This window comes from Candidatus Omnitrophota bacterium, from assembly GCA_013791745.1.
Lineage (GTDB): Bacteria > CG03 > CG03 > CG03 > CG03 > CG03.
Genome location: VMTH01000163.1, coordinates 1 through 15,549 on the forward strand (window position 1 = coordinate 1; position 15,549 = coordinate 15,549).

At 50.1% G+C, this 15,549-nt stretch carries 14 protein-coding genes and 1 tRNA gene; all 15 read left to right on the top strand.

The genetic code is table 11. The annotated features are described in order from the left end of the window. Positions 1–478, top strand: a 478-nt coding sequence (locus FP827_08180; protein ID MBA3053040.1) for a CDP-diacylglycerol--glycerol-3-phosphate 3-phosphatidyltransferase, incomplete at its 5' end; no start/stop codon positions are given. 14 nt (positions 479–492) lie between these two features. Further along, positions 493–957 (top strand): phosphatidylglycerophosphatase A, encoded by a 465-nt coding sequence (locus tag FP827_08185; protein MBA3053041.1) that lies wholly within the window; start codon positions 493–495, stop codon positions 955–957. Between the two features lie 3 nt (positions 958–960). Continuing rightward, complete coding sequence (aspS, locus tag FP827_08190) at positions 961–2,679, top strand: aspartate--tRNA ligase (GenBank protein MBA3053042.1); 1,719 nt, start codon at positions 961–963, stop codon at positions 2,677–2,679. After that, complete coding sequence (locus FP827_08195; GenBank protein MBA3053043.1) at positions 2,672–3,034, top strand: DUF192 domain-containing protein; 363 nt, start codon at positions 2,672–2,674, stop codon at positions 3,032–3,034. Before aspS ends, FP827_08195 begins: the two co-directional genes overlap by 8 nt. 58 nt (positions 3,035–3,092) lie before the next feature. Continuing rightward, positions 3,093–4,571 (top strand): HD domain-containing protein, encoded by a 1,479-nt coding sequence (locus FP827_08200; protein ID MBA3053044.1) that lies wholly within the window; start codon positions 3,093–3,095, stop codon positions 4,569–4,571. Between the two features lie 47 nt (positions 4,572–4,618). Beyond that, a complete protein-coding gene (locus tag FP827_08205; protein ID MBA3053045.1) occupies positions 4,619–6,526 on the top strand; it encodes a hypothetical protein in 1,908 nt (635 codons plus the stop codon). Next, entirely contained in the window at positions 6,523–7,473 is a 951-nt protein-coding gene (locus FP827_08210; protein ID MBA3053046.1) for a PorV/PorQ family protein, read from the top strand. The genes FP827_08205 and FP827_08210 overlap by 4 nt, the downstream gene beginning before the upstream one ends. A gap of 95 nt (positions 7,474–7,568) precedes the next feature. Then, positions 7,569–7,645, top strand: a tRNA-Met gene (locus tag FP827_08215). A 68-nt stretch (positions 7,646–7,713) separates the two neighbouring features. Further along, on the top strand, positions 7,714–8,862 hold the full coding sequence (locus tag FP827_08220) for an acyl-CoA dehydrogenase (protein ID MBA3053047.1): 1,149 nt from the start codon (positions 7,714–7,716) through the stop codon (positions 8,860–8,862). Positions 8,863–8,875: 13 nt separating this feature from the next. After that, positions 8,876–9,661 carry an electron transfer flavoprotein subunit beta/FixA family protein gene (locus FP827_08225; protein ID MBA3053048.1) on the top strand — a complete coding sequence of 262 codons (786 nt, stop codon included), beginning with the start codon at positions 8,876–8,878 and terminating at the stop codon, positions 9,659–9,661. Continuing rightward, positions 9,661–10,875, top strand: a complete 1,215-nt coding sequence (locus FP827_08230) for an electron transfer flavoprotein subunit alpha (GenBank protein MBA3053049.1) — start codon at positions 9,661–9,663, stop codon at positions 10,873–10,875. The genes FP827_08225 and FP827_08230 overlap by 1 nt, the downstream gene beginning before the upstream one ends. Then, a complete protein-coding gene (locus FP827_08235; GenBank protein MBA3053050.1) occupies positions 10,875–12,140 on the top strand; it encodes a LysM peptidoglycan-binding domain-containing protein in 1,266 nt (421 codons plus the stop codon). Before FP827_08230 ends, FP827_08235 begins: the two co-directional genes overlap by 1 nt. Further along, positions 12,077–12,730, top strand: a complete 654-nt coding sequence (locus tag FP827_08240) for an MBL fold metallo-hydrolase (protein MBA3053051.1) — start codon at positions 12,077–12,079, stop codon at positions 12,728–12,730. The genes FP827_08235 and FP827_08240 overlap by 64 nt, the downstream gene beginning before the upstream one ends. After that, positions 12,727–14,475 carry an aminodeoxychorismate synthase component I gene (gene pabB / locus FP827_08245; GenBank protein MBA3053052.1) on the top strand — a complete coding sequence of 583 codons (1,749 nt, stop codon included), beginning with the start codon at positions 12,727–12,729 and terminating at the stop codon, positions 14,473–14,475. The genes FP827_08240 and pabB overlap by 4 nt, the downstream gene beginning before the upstream one ends. A 78-nt stretch (positions 14,476–14,553) precedes the next feature. Further along, on the top strand, positions 14,554–15,546 hold the full coding sequence (ilvC, locus tag FP827_08250) for a ketol-acid reductoisomerase (GenBank protein MBA3053053.1): 993 nt from the start codon (positions 14,554–14,556) through the stop codon (positions 15,544–15,546). Positions 15,547–15,549: the final 3 nt, after the last annotated feature.

A 15,549-nucleotide genomic window follows, 5' to 3' on the forward strand; every position in this document is an offset into this window, starting at 1 on the left:
ATTCATTTTTCTGGCCTCCACGGATTGCGTGGACGGAATAGTGGCCCGCCGCAGAAAAGAGGTGACGGTTCTCGGCGAATTCATGGACCCCCTTGCCGATAAACTTCTTGTGACCTCGGCGCTGGTGTATTTTACGACTGTTGCATGGCTACATGTGCACTGGTGGATGGTCGTGACGATCATATCCAGGGAATTCATAATATCCGGGCTCAGGGTGCTGGCTGCGCGGCGGAAAATATCCATTCCCGCGCTGATTTCAGGCAAGGTGAAGACGACGGTACAGCTGACGGCTGTAATAACGACGCTTCTGATAATACTGCTCCGGAGCGCCACTGGCAAATGGAATTTTTATTACGGATGGCTTGATTTTGTTTATGAGCTTCCCATGTATCTGATGCTCTTTGCCGTGGCATCCACAATCTACAGCGGCGTCAGGTATATCAAAAAATATTTTTATCTGTTCGGAGACGCCATTTGAATAAGCGGAGAGGGATTATGAATAAAGTGATAAAATTTCTGGCTACGGGTTTCGGGGTTTCTCGTTTCGCGCCGCATCCCGGGGAAGGGACTATAGGCACGCTCGTGGGCGTTGTTATTTTTGTATTATGGCCTGATTCAAGGCTCTATCCGAACGGGTTCTGGCTGCTTTTGATCTTAGGCCTGACGCTGGGCGTTTATGTGTCGGGCAAAGCCGAGGAAATATTCGCGCAGAAAGACTGTCCGCGCATAGTTATAGACGAGATAATGGGTTTCCTCATCGCGGCGGCGTTTCTTCCCAAAACTTTCTGGATGATCTTTTCGGCTTTTATACTGTTCCGCATTTTTGACGGCCTCAAGCCCGGACCGGTGAGGTTCGCCGAGAAGTTTTCGGGCGGATGGGGGATCATGGGCGACGATGTTGTCGCGGGAATATTCGCGAACATCATAATGCAGATCGTGGCGTTCCGTTTTTTTTAAAACATGAAAGCGCTGTCAGTCAATTCCATCAACGCCGGATATGAGAACAGGGATATTGAACTTTCAGGCTGGATAGATTCCATCCGGGACCACGGCGGTGTCATGTTCGCCGATCTGAGAAACCGCTCGGGCAAAATACAGCTTGTGTTCGACGCTTCCAACAAAGGCGGGGATTACAGCGGTGCCGTGGCTGCTCTCCGCGCCGAATTCGTGGTGAGGGTGAAAGGAACAGTCTCCAAAAGGCCGGAAGATGCCGTGAATAAAAAAATTCCCCCCGGAGAAGTGGAGCTGAAAGTGGTGTCTTTTGAGATCCTCAACGAAGCTCTCCCTCTGCCTTTTTATCCCGGAGAGAAAGTGGGTGATGAGGCGGCTTTGAAATACAGGTTTCTGGATCTGAGGGGCACTGATATGATGAGGAACCTCGAGGCCGTTGACAGGATAATGAGGATAACGAGGGAATATTTCGCGCAGCTCGGTTTCTGGGATGTGCCCACACCGATGCTGACTAAATCAACGCCGGAAGGCGCCCGGGATTACCTTGTCCCCGCGCGCACAAAGGCCGGTTCATTTTTCGCCCTCCCGCAGTCGCCGCAGCTTTTTAAACAGGTGCTCATGGCCTCGGGCGTGGAGCGTTATTATCAGATAACAAGGTGTTTCAGGGACGAGGATCTGAGAGCGGACCGCCAGCCGGAATTCACGCAGATAGACATGGAGATGTCTTTCGCGTCTTCTTCCGATATAATGGAAACCGTGTGGGATCTCGTTGAGAAGATATTCGCGGCCTTTGATCACAAACTGCCGCAAGCCCTTTTTATGAAATTTGAAGAGGCCATGGCCTCATACGGTTCTGACAAGCCCGACCTGAGCCTGAACATAGGGCTGCTTTCGGATATAACAGAGATCTTCAGGAAGAGCGAATTCAAGGTTTTCAGCTCGTCCGTAGAGAAGGGCAATAAAATAGCGGCGTTTCTGTGCGCGGGGGATTTTTCGAGGAAGGAGCTGGATGACGCTGTGGAAGATGCCAAAAAGCTTGGTGCCGGAGGGCTTGTCTGGATAAAGAAAAGCGGCGATGAACTCAAAAGCCCCGTGGTCAAAATCTTTAGTGACGAGGAAAAAAACGCCCTGAGGAGAAAATTTCCCGGTGACGGGGTGATATTCGCCGGAAGCACGGGGGATTCTTTTTGCCTCATGGGAGAATTGAGAAAGATTTTCGCGCTCAGAAGGGGTATGAAAAAAGAAGGATTTTTTCCTGTCTGGGTAGTGGAGGCCCCGCTTTTTGAGAAAAACGCCCAGGGCCGGCTCCAGGCGGTGCATCATCCTTTCACGGCCCCGATAGGGGATATATTCGCCGATGACCCGCGATCCCTTAAATCCCATTCTTACGACCTTGTTATCAACGGCGAAGAGGTCGGCGGCGGTTCGGTCAGGATTCACAAAGCCAAAGAGCAGATAAAAGTTTTTGAGATCATGGGAATAAGCGAGGCAGAATACCGCGAAAAATTCGGCTTTCTTCTTGACGCTCTTTCTTACGGATGTCCTCCGCACGGCGGTTTTGCCCTCGGTATGGAAAGGCTGGCGGTGAAACTCCTCGGCCTGGATTCAATAAGAGACGTTATCGCTTTTCCGAAAACTCAGAACGCTTTCTGCCCGCTGACCCATGCGCCTGATGTTGTCTCGGAGCGTCAGCTGCGTGAACTCGGCCTGAAGCTGGCGGATGAATGAAGCGCTGAAGTCCGCCCGTCTTTATAATAAGGACGGCGAATGTCTTTTAAACAAAGTTGAAATAGCCGATACATTCCGGGCCCGCCTCAAGGGCCTGCTGGGAAGAACCCTGATAGAAAAAGATTACGGCCTTCTTCTGGTTCCCTGCGAATCCATACACATGTTTTTCATGAAGTTCCCCATAGATGTTTTTTTTCTTAAAGATCGTAATGGCTCGTACGAGATCGCGAGCACGGCGCGAAATGTAAAGCCCTGGCGCATGGCATTAGCCCCCCGGGGCACAGATGCCGTTCTTGAAACCGCGCCCGGCGCTATGAGCGCGGCGCGCTCCGGCGATATTCTTACAATAATATAAAACCCGGCAAAAATATATTCTTGCTCCGTGCTGGTCATTTATATATAATGAATCCGCTATGAACGATATCAAGACAGCCTGCCTCAGAGATGTGATACACGATTACATCTATTTCACAGTGCCGCAGAAATCCGGCGAAATATCAGAGCAGGCCGTCGTGGATTCTCCCTGGCTGCAGAGATTGAGAAGGATCAATCAGCTCCAGGCCGCATGGATGGTCTATCCTTGCGCCACACACACAAGATTCCAGCATTCTCTGGGCACGATGCATCTGGCGGGGAATATGGCTTACAGGCTCTATGACAGTTTTAAGAAAGCTTTCCCTAACGAGTACATACCTCCGGAAAAAAATTATGTTGAAGAGCTTTTCCGCCTGGCCGGCCTCCTGCACGATGTGGGCCACGGCCCGTTCGGGCATCTGATGGACGAGGTTTACACATGGAAATTATACGGTAAGACGCACGAGGATATATCCGCTAAAGTGATAAGGGAGAATCTTTCGCATATCATAGAAAAAATAGATTTTTCGCCGCACGGTTATTTCACCCATAAAATAAAAGCTGACGATGTCATAAAGTTTATAAAAACGCCTTCGGATTTTTCAGGCTACGAACTGTGGGAGCAGATATTCTGCAAGATAATGATGGGCATTTACAGCGTTGATATCATTGATTTTCTTCTGAGGGACAAATATTACTGCGGCACTAAGGAATTCGGGGATATTGACATAAAACGGCTGCTGGGAAGCACGGCTGTCACAACTTCCGGTTTTTCCATGGACAAAGACGCGCTGCCGGCTTTGAAAAGTTTTCTTAACACGAGGATGTCCATGTTCTGCCACATTTATTTCAACGAGAAGAAAGAGCTCTTTGAAAGCGCCCTCGGCAGGCTTCTGCCCGGGATCGTCAAGGTTATGAAAATAGGCAATCCTTACGAGAATATCAAAAAGTATTTTTTTGTTGACGATTTCGCGCTGACCTCCATGCTCACTCTCTGGGCGAGAACAGAGACGGGCCAGAAGAAAGAACTCGGAAAACAGTGGGAGAAGATAGCCGTTATGAGGGACACGCCCGACAAGCTCGTGCTCTCGGGCCAGAAATCCTATTTTACATTTGTCAGAAAGGAAGAACTTCTGACAGAAGAGAAAATAATCAATAATTTCCGTCAGAATTATAAGATCAAATGCCCTATTTCGGTGAACATAGACACGCTCGATATCAGGCTGCAGAATGTTTTTGTGAGATTCAACGACAAGCTTATCCTTAAAAAAGAGGATAACCTGAAATCCATCAGCCTTTATGATTCCGGCAGCGACACCATTCTCGGCGAGGAGATGAATAAGGTCCTTCAGGATATCCCGGTGAAGTTTCTTTTGTGGCAGGTCTTTGTTCCGGCCAAATACAGCCGGAGGGTGCAGGCGGTGATCAAAGCCGAATCCGCCGACGGCTCGGATATAGCGGAAGCTCAAATGTCTCTTCCCTTAGGCCCCGCGCGCTGGAACGAGAAAAAAGAAAAGACCGAAATAAGCAATGTCTGACCATGCAAACAATTGACAAAACGGATGTGAATTTGCGAAAATGCGCTATGATTAAAAAGTTTTTCGCGGGAATGATCTTTCTTGCGCCGTCATTTCTTTTTTCGGCGGGGGAATTAGCGATTGTCTGGGATGCCGGCGAACAGAGCAATACTCTTTCATGGACTTTGCCGCAGGTCACTCTTCCTGTGGGTTCTTATAAGTGGCATGAAGTGGATGTTTATAGGACATTCGGTTCCTCTGTCGGTGTGGACGGCTGGACTCTTCTGGCCTCCGGCGTTATAGATGGCACGTTAACGGATTATGTGGGTTACGGCACATACAGCTATGAATTGAGAAATGTTGTCCAGTGGAATTATGATTCTGTCGCTGACGCGTGGTCATCATCCGCGGCTTTTCCCACATACGGTCCTGTCAGAAGTTATTTTATAAGCGACGGCAGCAACAACAATGTTGTCGAGATAACGGACGCCGCCGGAGGTTCGGACGGTATCGGCGCCCAGTGGAAATTCACTTACAGCCTTCAGGAGACCTGTTATCCCGATATAAGGATTTACAAGCCGGGAACAAAATTCACAAAGGATTCGGAAGGTTTTTATGAACGCCCGGCATCAACATGGTGCGTAAAGGAAATTATAAATTACGACGGCGTTTACAGCGCGCCGCGTCCTCAGGGAACGAATTATGAGGAATGGGACTGCACCAACTCATCAGGCGTTCTGGTCGCTAACGGCATTTATTATGTGATGTTTGAGATTTTTGACCCCTTTGAACCGCCGGACGCCGCCGATGTGGGAATATCGGCAAGATATTACGATTTCGGCGGTAACGGATTATACAGGAAGAGGGGCGCCTATGTGGGGGTTATTCCTGTTGACATACTGCGTGTTAAGGATTTGACGGTCACGGGCATTACTCAGTCAAACACAGCCTCGTCAATCGGGTATCACATAAACGCTTCCGCGGCGGTGACGGTGCTCATACTGGATGAGGGCGCAAATTTTGCAATTGCCTCCGCCACCGGGACCATATCTTACGGTTCCGGAAGTTCTTATGTATATTACGCGGGCAGTCTGATTCCTGCAAGCGGCCTGGGCGCCGACATTGTGCAGGTTATTACCTATTTCAGAGGCTACGGGGCCAACACGGAGACCTGGGACGGCACCGGTCCCACAGGCATTTCCGTGGCGAACGGCATATACCCCGTGGGTGTTTGCGCCCGCGACGGATCGGGCAACACCGCGATATCCGTTTCCGGAAATGATCAGCCGTTTTTTGAATACATCACGGTGGACAAAAGGACTTCCTCGTCGGCAGTGGAGGGAGACGCTCCTCTGCTTGGGTCTGTTTCCCCGTCATCGGGCACAACGGTCGGTTCGTGTTCGGTGATAACGGTTGCTTTGAGCGACGCTTCCGGCGTGAACGCGGCCGCGACCACGATCTCCGTCACTTCCGGCACAGTCGTTTACTCCCATGCAAACGCCAACGCAACCCAGTCGCCGATAGCCGGTTCCGCCACAAGCACATCTTTTACGCTGACACTTTCAACGGCTATCACGGGCGAGGGTTCGTACACGATAACGGTGATAGCGGCGGATATTTACGGAAACCAGCAGACATTTACCTCAAAGTTCACCATATCCGCGGCCGCTTCCGCGGGGGATAACTTTAAGGCCGTGGTCAAGGCCTATCCTCAGCCGGCCACAGGCGGATACATAGATATTGATTATGATACTTCGCCACCCACTATATTTGGAGTAGGAACATCGGTGATAACATTGGAAGTTTATACGATTTTCGGGGAAATGGTTAAGCGCGTGACGGCTACAACGGCAAGCCCTTATAGATGGAATTATCTTTCTCTCGGCCTTGCTCCCGGTGTTTATATTTACAGGATTAAGGCCGTCGGAAATGGAAAAACTTATGAGGCAGTCAAAAAAGCGGTGATATACAAATGATAACTCAAAAAATGGCGCAAGGCGTAAAGAGCTTGGCGGCCTTGTTTTGCCTGTCTTCCGCATCCCTGATGTTTGCCGCCGACGCGGGCAAAACATCCGCGCAGTATCTTAAGATAGCTCTCAATCCGAGGAACGAGGCCATGGGCGGAGCGGGTGTAGCTTTTATGTCAGATGAGATTTTTTATAATCCCGCCTCCATCGCAAAAATAGAAGACAGCAGCACGAGGGCGGGTTATGTGTCTTGGTTTGAGGACATGTCCAAAACCAATATTTTCACGGCCATGCCGATCGGAAACGGCAATGTTAAAATGGCCGCGAATCTCTCATATTTCAACATAAGCGGTTTGACTTCATATGATGGATCAGGCAATGCCATGGGCGATTTTAAAAGAAACAGCACTGATCTTTCTCTCGCCGTCGCGGCGAGAGCCGGCAGGATGTCGCTCGGCGCGGCGATCAAGGGAATAAATGAAAAATACGCCGCTGAATCGTCCAAGGCATTCGCGGCGGATGCCGGAGTGATACTGGATATAACAAGAAAGATTTCCCTGGGCGCGTCTGTTGTCAATAAGGGCACAAAGATAGAGATAGGAACCGTTGAAAAAGAGCTCACTTCAAGCGCCCGCGCGGGGATTTGTATAAAACCGTCTGATATTGTTTCTATTAATTGTGACGCCGAGATGCCCAATGATGATGACACCAGGCAGCATTTCGGGGCCGAATGGGAATTTAATGAAAATTATTTTCTTCGTGGCGGCTGGCAGAAATTCGGTGAGATCGGCGGTGTGACCGCCGGTTTCGGCATGAAGGTCAACACCTCCGCCTGGGAGTCCGGTGTGACGGCCATGCGCTCCACGCATGAACGTCTGCTTCTTATCGATTACAGCTATCAGGCCAATTCTGAATTCGATAACATACACAGATTTTCCATAGGCATGGGTTTCTAAATCTGCCTGCAGGCAGGATTCCTCTAAATCAGACAAAACGCATCGTGGGAGAATGCTTGACTTTCCGTCCGTGTTTTTTTATACTAACCCATTGAAGCGGGGTGGAGCAGCCCGGTAGCTCGCAAGGCTCATAACCTTGAGGTCCCAGGTTCGAATCCTGGCCCCGCCACCAAAATTTTCCGGGGAACATCGTTTTCGCGGGGTATGCGTAATATATCATAAATATGCAGCGGAGGATAAATGGATTACTTTTTAACTGAGGAACAGAAAGAGATAATTGAAATAGCGGCCCTTATCGGCAAAGAAAAAATAGTGCCGGTAATGGAAGAATGCGATGAGAACGAGCGTTTCCCGACTGAGGTTTACGAGGAGTTCGCCAAAGCCGATCTTTGCGGCGTGGCGATACCCGAAGCCTACGGCGGACTCGGTTTCGGTGCTTTTGAGCAGGTGCTGGTCATCGAGGAGCTCTGCCGTTACGACGCCGGTATCGGCCTGGCGCTGGCCGCGACGGGCCTTGGGACTCTGCCCATTCTTCTTATGGGCAGCGAAGAACAGAAAAAGAAATTCCTTCCGGGCATAGCTGCCGGCAAAACGATCACGGCCTTCGGCCTCACGGAAGCCGGGGCGGGTTCTGACGCCGGAGCGATGAAAACAACGGCGGTCAAAGACGGAGATTCCTACATTCTTAACGGCAGCAAATGTTTTATAACAAACGGCGGTGACGCGCATCTTTATACGGTGATAGCCAAAACCGATCCATCCAAGGGATCCCGCGGAGCTTCGGCTTTTATCATTGAGAAGGGCACCCCGGGTTTTTCATTCGGCAAGAAAGAAAAAAAACTCGGTATAAGGTCGTCTTCAACAAGAGAAATCATTTTCAGCGATTGCCGGATACCCAAAGAAAATCTGATAGCAAGGGAAGGGATGGGTTTTATAGTAGCTCTAAAAACTCTTGACAATTCCCGTCCCGGCGTGGCGGCGCAGGCCCTGGGCATAGCTCAGGGCGCGCTTGACGACGCGGCAAAGTATTCCAGGCAAAGAATACAGTTCGGAGCCCCCATATCTTCCATTCAGGCCGTTCAGCATCTTCTCGCCGATATGGCGACAAAGACGGAAGCCGCGCGGGCACTGATATATCAGACGGCGAAGATGATAGACGCCGGCAGCAAGAATTTCAAAAAAGAAGCGTCTATGAGCAAACTCTTCGCTTCGGATGTGGCCATGGAAGTGACGACAAACGCCATACAGGTGATGGGCGGTTACGGTTACATGAAAGATTATCCCACAGAGCGACGCTTTCGCGACGCCAAGATAACCCAGATATACGAGGGTACGAATCAGATACAGAGGAATGAGATCGCGAACGCTCTGCTGAAAGAATATTGTTAAAGGCGATTCGGCTATGAATTTTATTGTCTGCGTCAAACAGGTGCCCGGCACTACGGATGTCAAAATAAACCCCGACACAAACACTCTTATCAGGGAAGGCGTTGAAGCTGTCGTGAACCCTTTTGATCTGTACGCCGTTGAGGAAGCGGTGTCCCTGAGAGAAAAATCAGGCGGCAATGTCACCGCCGTCAGTATGGGGCCGCCGCAGGCGGCGGAGGCCCTGAAAGAAACTATTGCGGTGGGGGTGGATGAAGCCGTGCTGCTCTCAGACAGAAATTTTGGTGGTTCCGACACGCTTGCCACATCCTACACCCTTGCCCGGGCCATAAAAAAAATAGGCGAATATGATATGATCTTTTGCGGATATCAGGCGATAGACGGCGACACGGCTCAGGTCGGCCCCGGAATAGCCGAGGAGCTGGGTATCCCCTGCGTCACCTATGTGAAAAAGATAAGAGAGATCAAAGACGGCCTTGTGACACTGGAAAGAATGCTTGAGACGGGTTTTCAGGTGATAGAGGTCAAACTGCCGGTTCTCATAACCGTGGTAAAAGACATTAACACGCCGCGGCTGCCGTCGCTGAGAGGCAAAATGAAGGCGAGAAAGACGGAGATTCCCGTCTGGACAGCGGCTGACATCGCCTGTGAGATGGACAGAATAGGCCAGCCCGGTTCTCCCACATGGGTGAGAAAAATTTTCGCCCCGCCCCGGAAAACCTCGGGCAGAATTCTTTCGGGCGAATTAGAGCATCAGGCAAAGGAACTCAGGGAGGAGCTCAAGCGGCTCCAGCTTATATAATGGGAATAAGAGTAGATTCATCAAAATGTTCGGGCTGCGGTATCTGCCAGAAGAGCTGTCCTTTCGGCGCGATAAGTATAGAGGACAGGAAAAAAGAACATCCCCGTTTCAAAAGAATAGCCGTTATATCTTCCGCCTGCACGCTCTGCGGGGCCTGCGCGGAAGCCTGTCCTTTTAAGGCCATAAGCATAAAAAAAGAAGAAAAAAAACCTACGGAAGACCTGACGCTCTATAAAGGGGTGTGGGTGATAGCGGAAATGTCCGAGGGTAATTTCCACGGCGTTACTTTTGAATTGCTGGGCAAGGGAAGGGAGCTCGCGGAAAAAAGAAAGACTTATCTCGGCTGTGTTCTCTTGGGCGCGGGGATATCCGGTAAAGCGCGGGAACTCATAAGCGCCGGAGCCGACAGGGTGATCGCCTGCGACGATCCCATCTTCAAGGATTTTTATGACACGGCCTTTGTGGAAACGATCGCGGCCATGATCAAAGAGCACAAACCGGAGATCGTTCTTTTGGGCGCCACCGCCTGTGGCCGCGGCATAGCTTCGCGCATCTCAGGCCGTTTGAAATGCGGCCTCACCGCCGACTGCACGGGGCTGGATATAGATTCAAACGGTTTTCTCGTGCAGACCCGGCCCGCCTTCGGCGGAAACATTATGGCGGAAATACTCTCGGGAAACACAAGGCCTCAGATGGCCACCGTCAGGCACAAAGTTTTCAAGCCCTTGGCGGCCGACGCTGAGAAAAAGGGAGAAGTGATAGATTTCCCTCTGCCGGGCGGTATAGAACTGAATATGAGCATAAAGGATTTTGTTAAAGATATGACCCAGCATGTTAACATCGCCGACGCGGATATAATAGTGTCAGGCGGACGCGGGCTCGGTTCTCAGGAAGGTTTTAAGGCGATAGAGGCATTGGCCGAAACGCTCGGCGGGGCAGTGGGCGCATCGCGCGGTGCCGTTGACGCGGGCTGGATACCTTATTCCCATCAGGTGGGCCAGACCGGCCGCACGGTTTGTCCGAAGCTTTACATAGCCTGCGGCATTTCCGGAGCCATACAGCATCTTGTGGGAATGCAGTCATCCGATGTGATAGTGGCGATCAACAAAGACCCCAACGCCTCCATATTCCAGGTGGCTGATTACGGCATTGTGGGCGATCTATTTCAGGTGCTGCCGGCGCTGGTCAGAGAAATAGAGCAGTCGAGAAAATAGTGGCTGCCATTCTTAGAATTCTCCTTCTCAGTTTTGTTTTGCTCCAGGCCTGTTCCACGGCCAGGTACTCCGGCGCGAAATTCGATATTATTTACGTGGCGCATTATCACGATTCCGCCGAAAGATTCTACAATTCCGCCGATTATTCACAGTCAGCCACTCTCTGCGATTACGCTCTTAAAGCGCTGCTTTCGGCAGACAGGACTTTGCTGAAATCGGAAGAACTTGACTATTACGACAAGCTGATGGATTCGATATGCCGGTTGAGATTAAAGACCGCCCAAAAACTTTACCCGGAGAAACCGGATTCTGATTTTCCGCTTGTTTTCAATGACCGCGTCGAGAAATGGATTGTATACTACACGGGCGGCGGGAAAGGTTATTTTGAAAAATGGCTTGCGCGAAGCGGAAATTATGTGCACATGTTCAGGGAAATACTCAGATCCGAGAACATGCCTGAAGAGCTTGCCGGCGTGCCTATAATAGAAAGCGGCGTTTATCCCTTTGCCGTTTCAAAAGCCAACGCCGTAGGTTTGTGGCAGTTCATACAGCCCACGGGAAAAATATTCGGACTGGAGAGGAATCACTGGTATGACGAGAGGCGCGACCCCGTGAAATCAACGAAGGCCGCCGCCAAAATGCTGAAAGAGCTGCACGAGAAGTACGGTGACTGGTATCTGGCTCTCGCCGCTTATAATTGCGGCCAGGGCAGGGTGAACGCGGCGATAAAAAAACAGGGCACAAACAATTTTTGGGATTTATATCTTCCGAAGGAAACTGAAGATTATGTGCCGAAGATCATTGCGGCTGTGATGATATTGAAAGACCCTCTGATTTTCGGCTTTTCCGATGATTCGGACGACAAAGTCAAGTATGAAACGGTTGAAGTTTTCGGGCCCGTGGACCTGAAACTCGCCGCGAAGTGCGCCGGATGCGATCAGAAAGATCTCGTCGCGCTTAATCCCGAGCTTTCAAGGCAGTGCACACCGCCGGACATGATTCCTTATTCCCTGAAATTGCCCGTCGGCAAATCAGCGGCTTTTGTTAAAAAATTCTCACGGATGGACGATAAGCACAAATATCTTTCTAAAAAAGAACTGAGCGCGAGAGAACACAAAAGCGTTGTTTACAAGGTGCGGCACGGCGATAACCTCTCTACAATAGCCAGAAAGTATAAGGTGTCCGTCAGAAAAATCAAAGAATGGAACCGTATTGCCCGGGGCGATCTCATTTATCCCGGCCAGCAACTCAAAATATACCGTTGATATACGTAGAACCCGAAGGTTTTCAGTCAAACTGCTACATTCTTAACAGGGGCGATCTGGCTTTTGTGATAGATCCCGGCGTGGAAGCGGAAAGAATAATCAGAATTCTGGATGAACATAGAATAAACAAAATATCCATAATACTGACGCATTCACATGCGGATCACTGGGCGGGCGCGCCGGAGCTGATCAAAAAAACCGGATGTAAGATATATATGGGCAGCGCGGCGAAAGATGTGTGCTACCGCTCCGAGGTGAATCTTGCCGGCATGTCCGGCCTGGAATTCCCGGAGGTTCGCGGATGGCTCCCCGACGGCGAGACGCTGTCGGAAGGCGGTATGGATCTGAAGATAATTTTTACCCCCGGCCACACAAGTTGCGGCATATCTCTTGAAACTGAAGAGGGGCTGTTTACAGGGGATAGCGTTTTCGCCCGCGGCTGCGGAAGAACGGATCTTCCGACGGGAGATCACAAAACTCTTATGAGCTCTATACGCGAGAAGATCCTTGTTTACCCTCCTTCAACAAAACTTTTCCCCGGTCACGGGCCGTTCACAAGCGTTGAAGCCGAGAAAAATCTCTATGTATGATAAGCTGCCGCTTTGAGACGCTGCTTCCCGGTGGCGGAGAAGGGAAATCATATTATTTCAGGGATCCCGAAAGCGTTCTTGAGCTGAAAGACCCGTCCAAAGCGGAAGATTTTTTTAAATTTCTCGAAAAGCTCGCGGAAAAATATTATGTCGCGGGTTTTATAAGCTATGAACTCGGTTACGCTCTTGAAAAATGTTTCGGAAAAATGAAGTCTTCGTCTTTTCCTCTCGCACTTTTCGGCGTTTATAAAAAAGCCCGGATCCGCGATGTTTTGTCCCCTTCGGCCGGAGGGAATTACAGAATAAAAAATTTAAAGCTGAATATCTCAAAAGACGACTATCTATCGTCGGTAAAAAAAATTAAAAAACACATATGTGCGGGTGATATCTACCAGGCGGATTACACGCTGAAATATAAATTTTCCTTTGAAGGTGACGCTAGCTATTTTTATGAGGACCTGAAAAGAAAACAGCGAGCGCCTTATGCCGCTCATCTTGATTTCGGGAGCATAAAAATACTGTCGCTTTCGCCGGAACTTTTTTTCTCAAAAAATGGCAGGAGCATAAGGGTGAAGCCCATGAAAGGCACCGCGCGCAGGGGAGTTGATAATGAGTCAGACAGTTCTCAGGCGGATTTTCTTTTCCGCGATGAGAAGAACAGGAGCGAGAATCTGATGATAACCGACCTTCTGAGAAATGATCTTGGACGCATCGCCTGTGCCGGCACGGTGAAGACGGAAAAAATGTTTAAGGTGGAAAAATATGACACGCTTTTTCAAATGACATCAAGCGTAAAAGCCAGGATCCGGTCCGGCGTGGATTTTTACGGTATAATCAAGAACATTTTCCCCTCGGGCTCGGTGACGGGCGCTCCCAAAATACGTAGCATGGAGATTTTAAGGGACATTGAGGCGGAAAAAAGAAATGTCTATACGGGCGCCGTGGGATTTCTTTCGCCCGGGGGCCGGGCGGATTTTAATGTGCCGATCAGAACCGTTCTTCTGAGAGGCGCCAGGGGTGAGATGGGCGTCGGGAGCGGCATTGTTTACGACTCCAAGCCAGGGGAAGAATACGCCGAATGTGTCCTCAAAGCGAAGTTTCTGACCGATGGCCATAAGGAATTCTGTCTCATAGAAACGATGCTTTTTGACGATGAGCTGAAAAATCTCCCAGCTCATTTATCCCGCTTGAGAAGTTCCGCCGGTTACTTCGGTTTTTGTTTTGATGAGCGCAAAATCCGATCGGCTTTATCGCGTAAAACGCGTACGCTATCCCGCGGGCGCTGGAAAATAAGAGCGCTGCTTGCCGCTGACGGGAATTTGTCTCTGAGCTCCTCAAAAGCGGTTGAGGCCGCCGGAGCGCTGAAACTTGCTTTTTCTTCAAAAACGGTAGATTCATCGGACAGATTTCTTTATCACAAAACAAGCCAGAGGGCTCTTTTTGACGCGGAGCTTGAAAAGTCGAGGGAAAAAGGTTTTTTTGACGCTGTTTTTGTCAACGAAAAAGGCCTCCTCACCCAGGGCGCCGTCACAAATATATACGCCGAAAAGAGGGGAGTGATATACACTCCTCCCGTCTCCTGCGGGCTCCTGAAAGGCACAATAAGGCAGAGCCTTCTAACGCTCGGGAAAGTCAGGGAAAAGAATATGACACCCGCCGATCTCCGCAAGGCCGATGCCGTATATGTTTCCAACGCTGTTATCGGTTTCAGAAAAGCGCAGCTTTTGTCTAATGTCAAGACCTGACCCCATTTGAATAATGTTTTACAATGTGCTAATATTCCCTAATATTCCGGTTGGATAAAAAGAAACGGAGGTTTTAAAATGGCAAAGATTTATTATGACAAAGATGCAAGTTTGTCGGCGTTAAAGGGTAAAACCGTGGCTGTCATAGGTTACGGTTCTCAGGGGCACGCGCAGGCGCAGAATCTCAGGGATTCGGGCGTTAACGTCATCGTCGCTGACCTGCCCGGCTCCGACAATTTTGAACAGGCTAAGAAAGACGGCTTCAAGCCCGTTACCTGTGCGGAAGCGGTCAAAAAAGCTTTCTGGGTGCAGATGCTCGTTCCCGACGAGCTCCAGTCGATAATTTATAAAAACGATGTTGAGCCCAATTTGAAAAAGGGCATGGTGCTGGGTTTTTCCCACGGATTCAACATCCGCTTCGGCCAGATAAAGCCGCCGAAAACGATTGATGTTGTGATGGTCGCCCCGAAAGGGCCCGGCCATCTTGTCAGGGATGTGTATGCCGCCGGCGGCGGCGTGCCGAATCTCATAGCCGTTCATCAGAACGCGTCCAAAAAAGCCAAACAGCTGGCGCTGGCCTATTCAAAAGGCATAGGCGGCACCCGGGCCGGTACACTGGAGACGACTTTTTCGGAAGAGACGGAAACGGATCTTTTCGGAGAGCAGGTTGTTCTCTGCGGCGGCGTTGTGGAGTTGGTCAAGGCCGGCTTTGAGAAGCTCGTTGAGGCGGGTTACCAGCCGGAGATCGCCTATTTTGAATGTTTCCACGAGCTCAAGCTCATCGTCGATCTTATGCACACGAAAGGCATAGGCTGGATGAACTATTCCATCTCTGACACCGCCGAATACGGCGAATATTCAAGAGGCCCGAGGATAATAACTGACGAGACGAAGAAGGAAATGAAAAAGATCCTCAGGGAAATCGTCTCCGGCGAATTCGCGAAAGAATGGCTGCTTGAAAACAGAGTCGGCCGTCCCGTGTTCAATCAGGCGAGAAAGGAAAGCTTTGAGCTTAAGATAGAGGAAGTGGGCGGCAAACTCCGAAAGATGATGCGCTGGCTGAAAAAATAGATC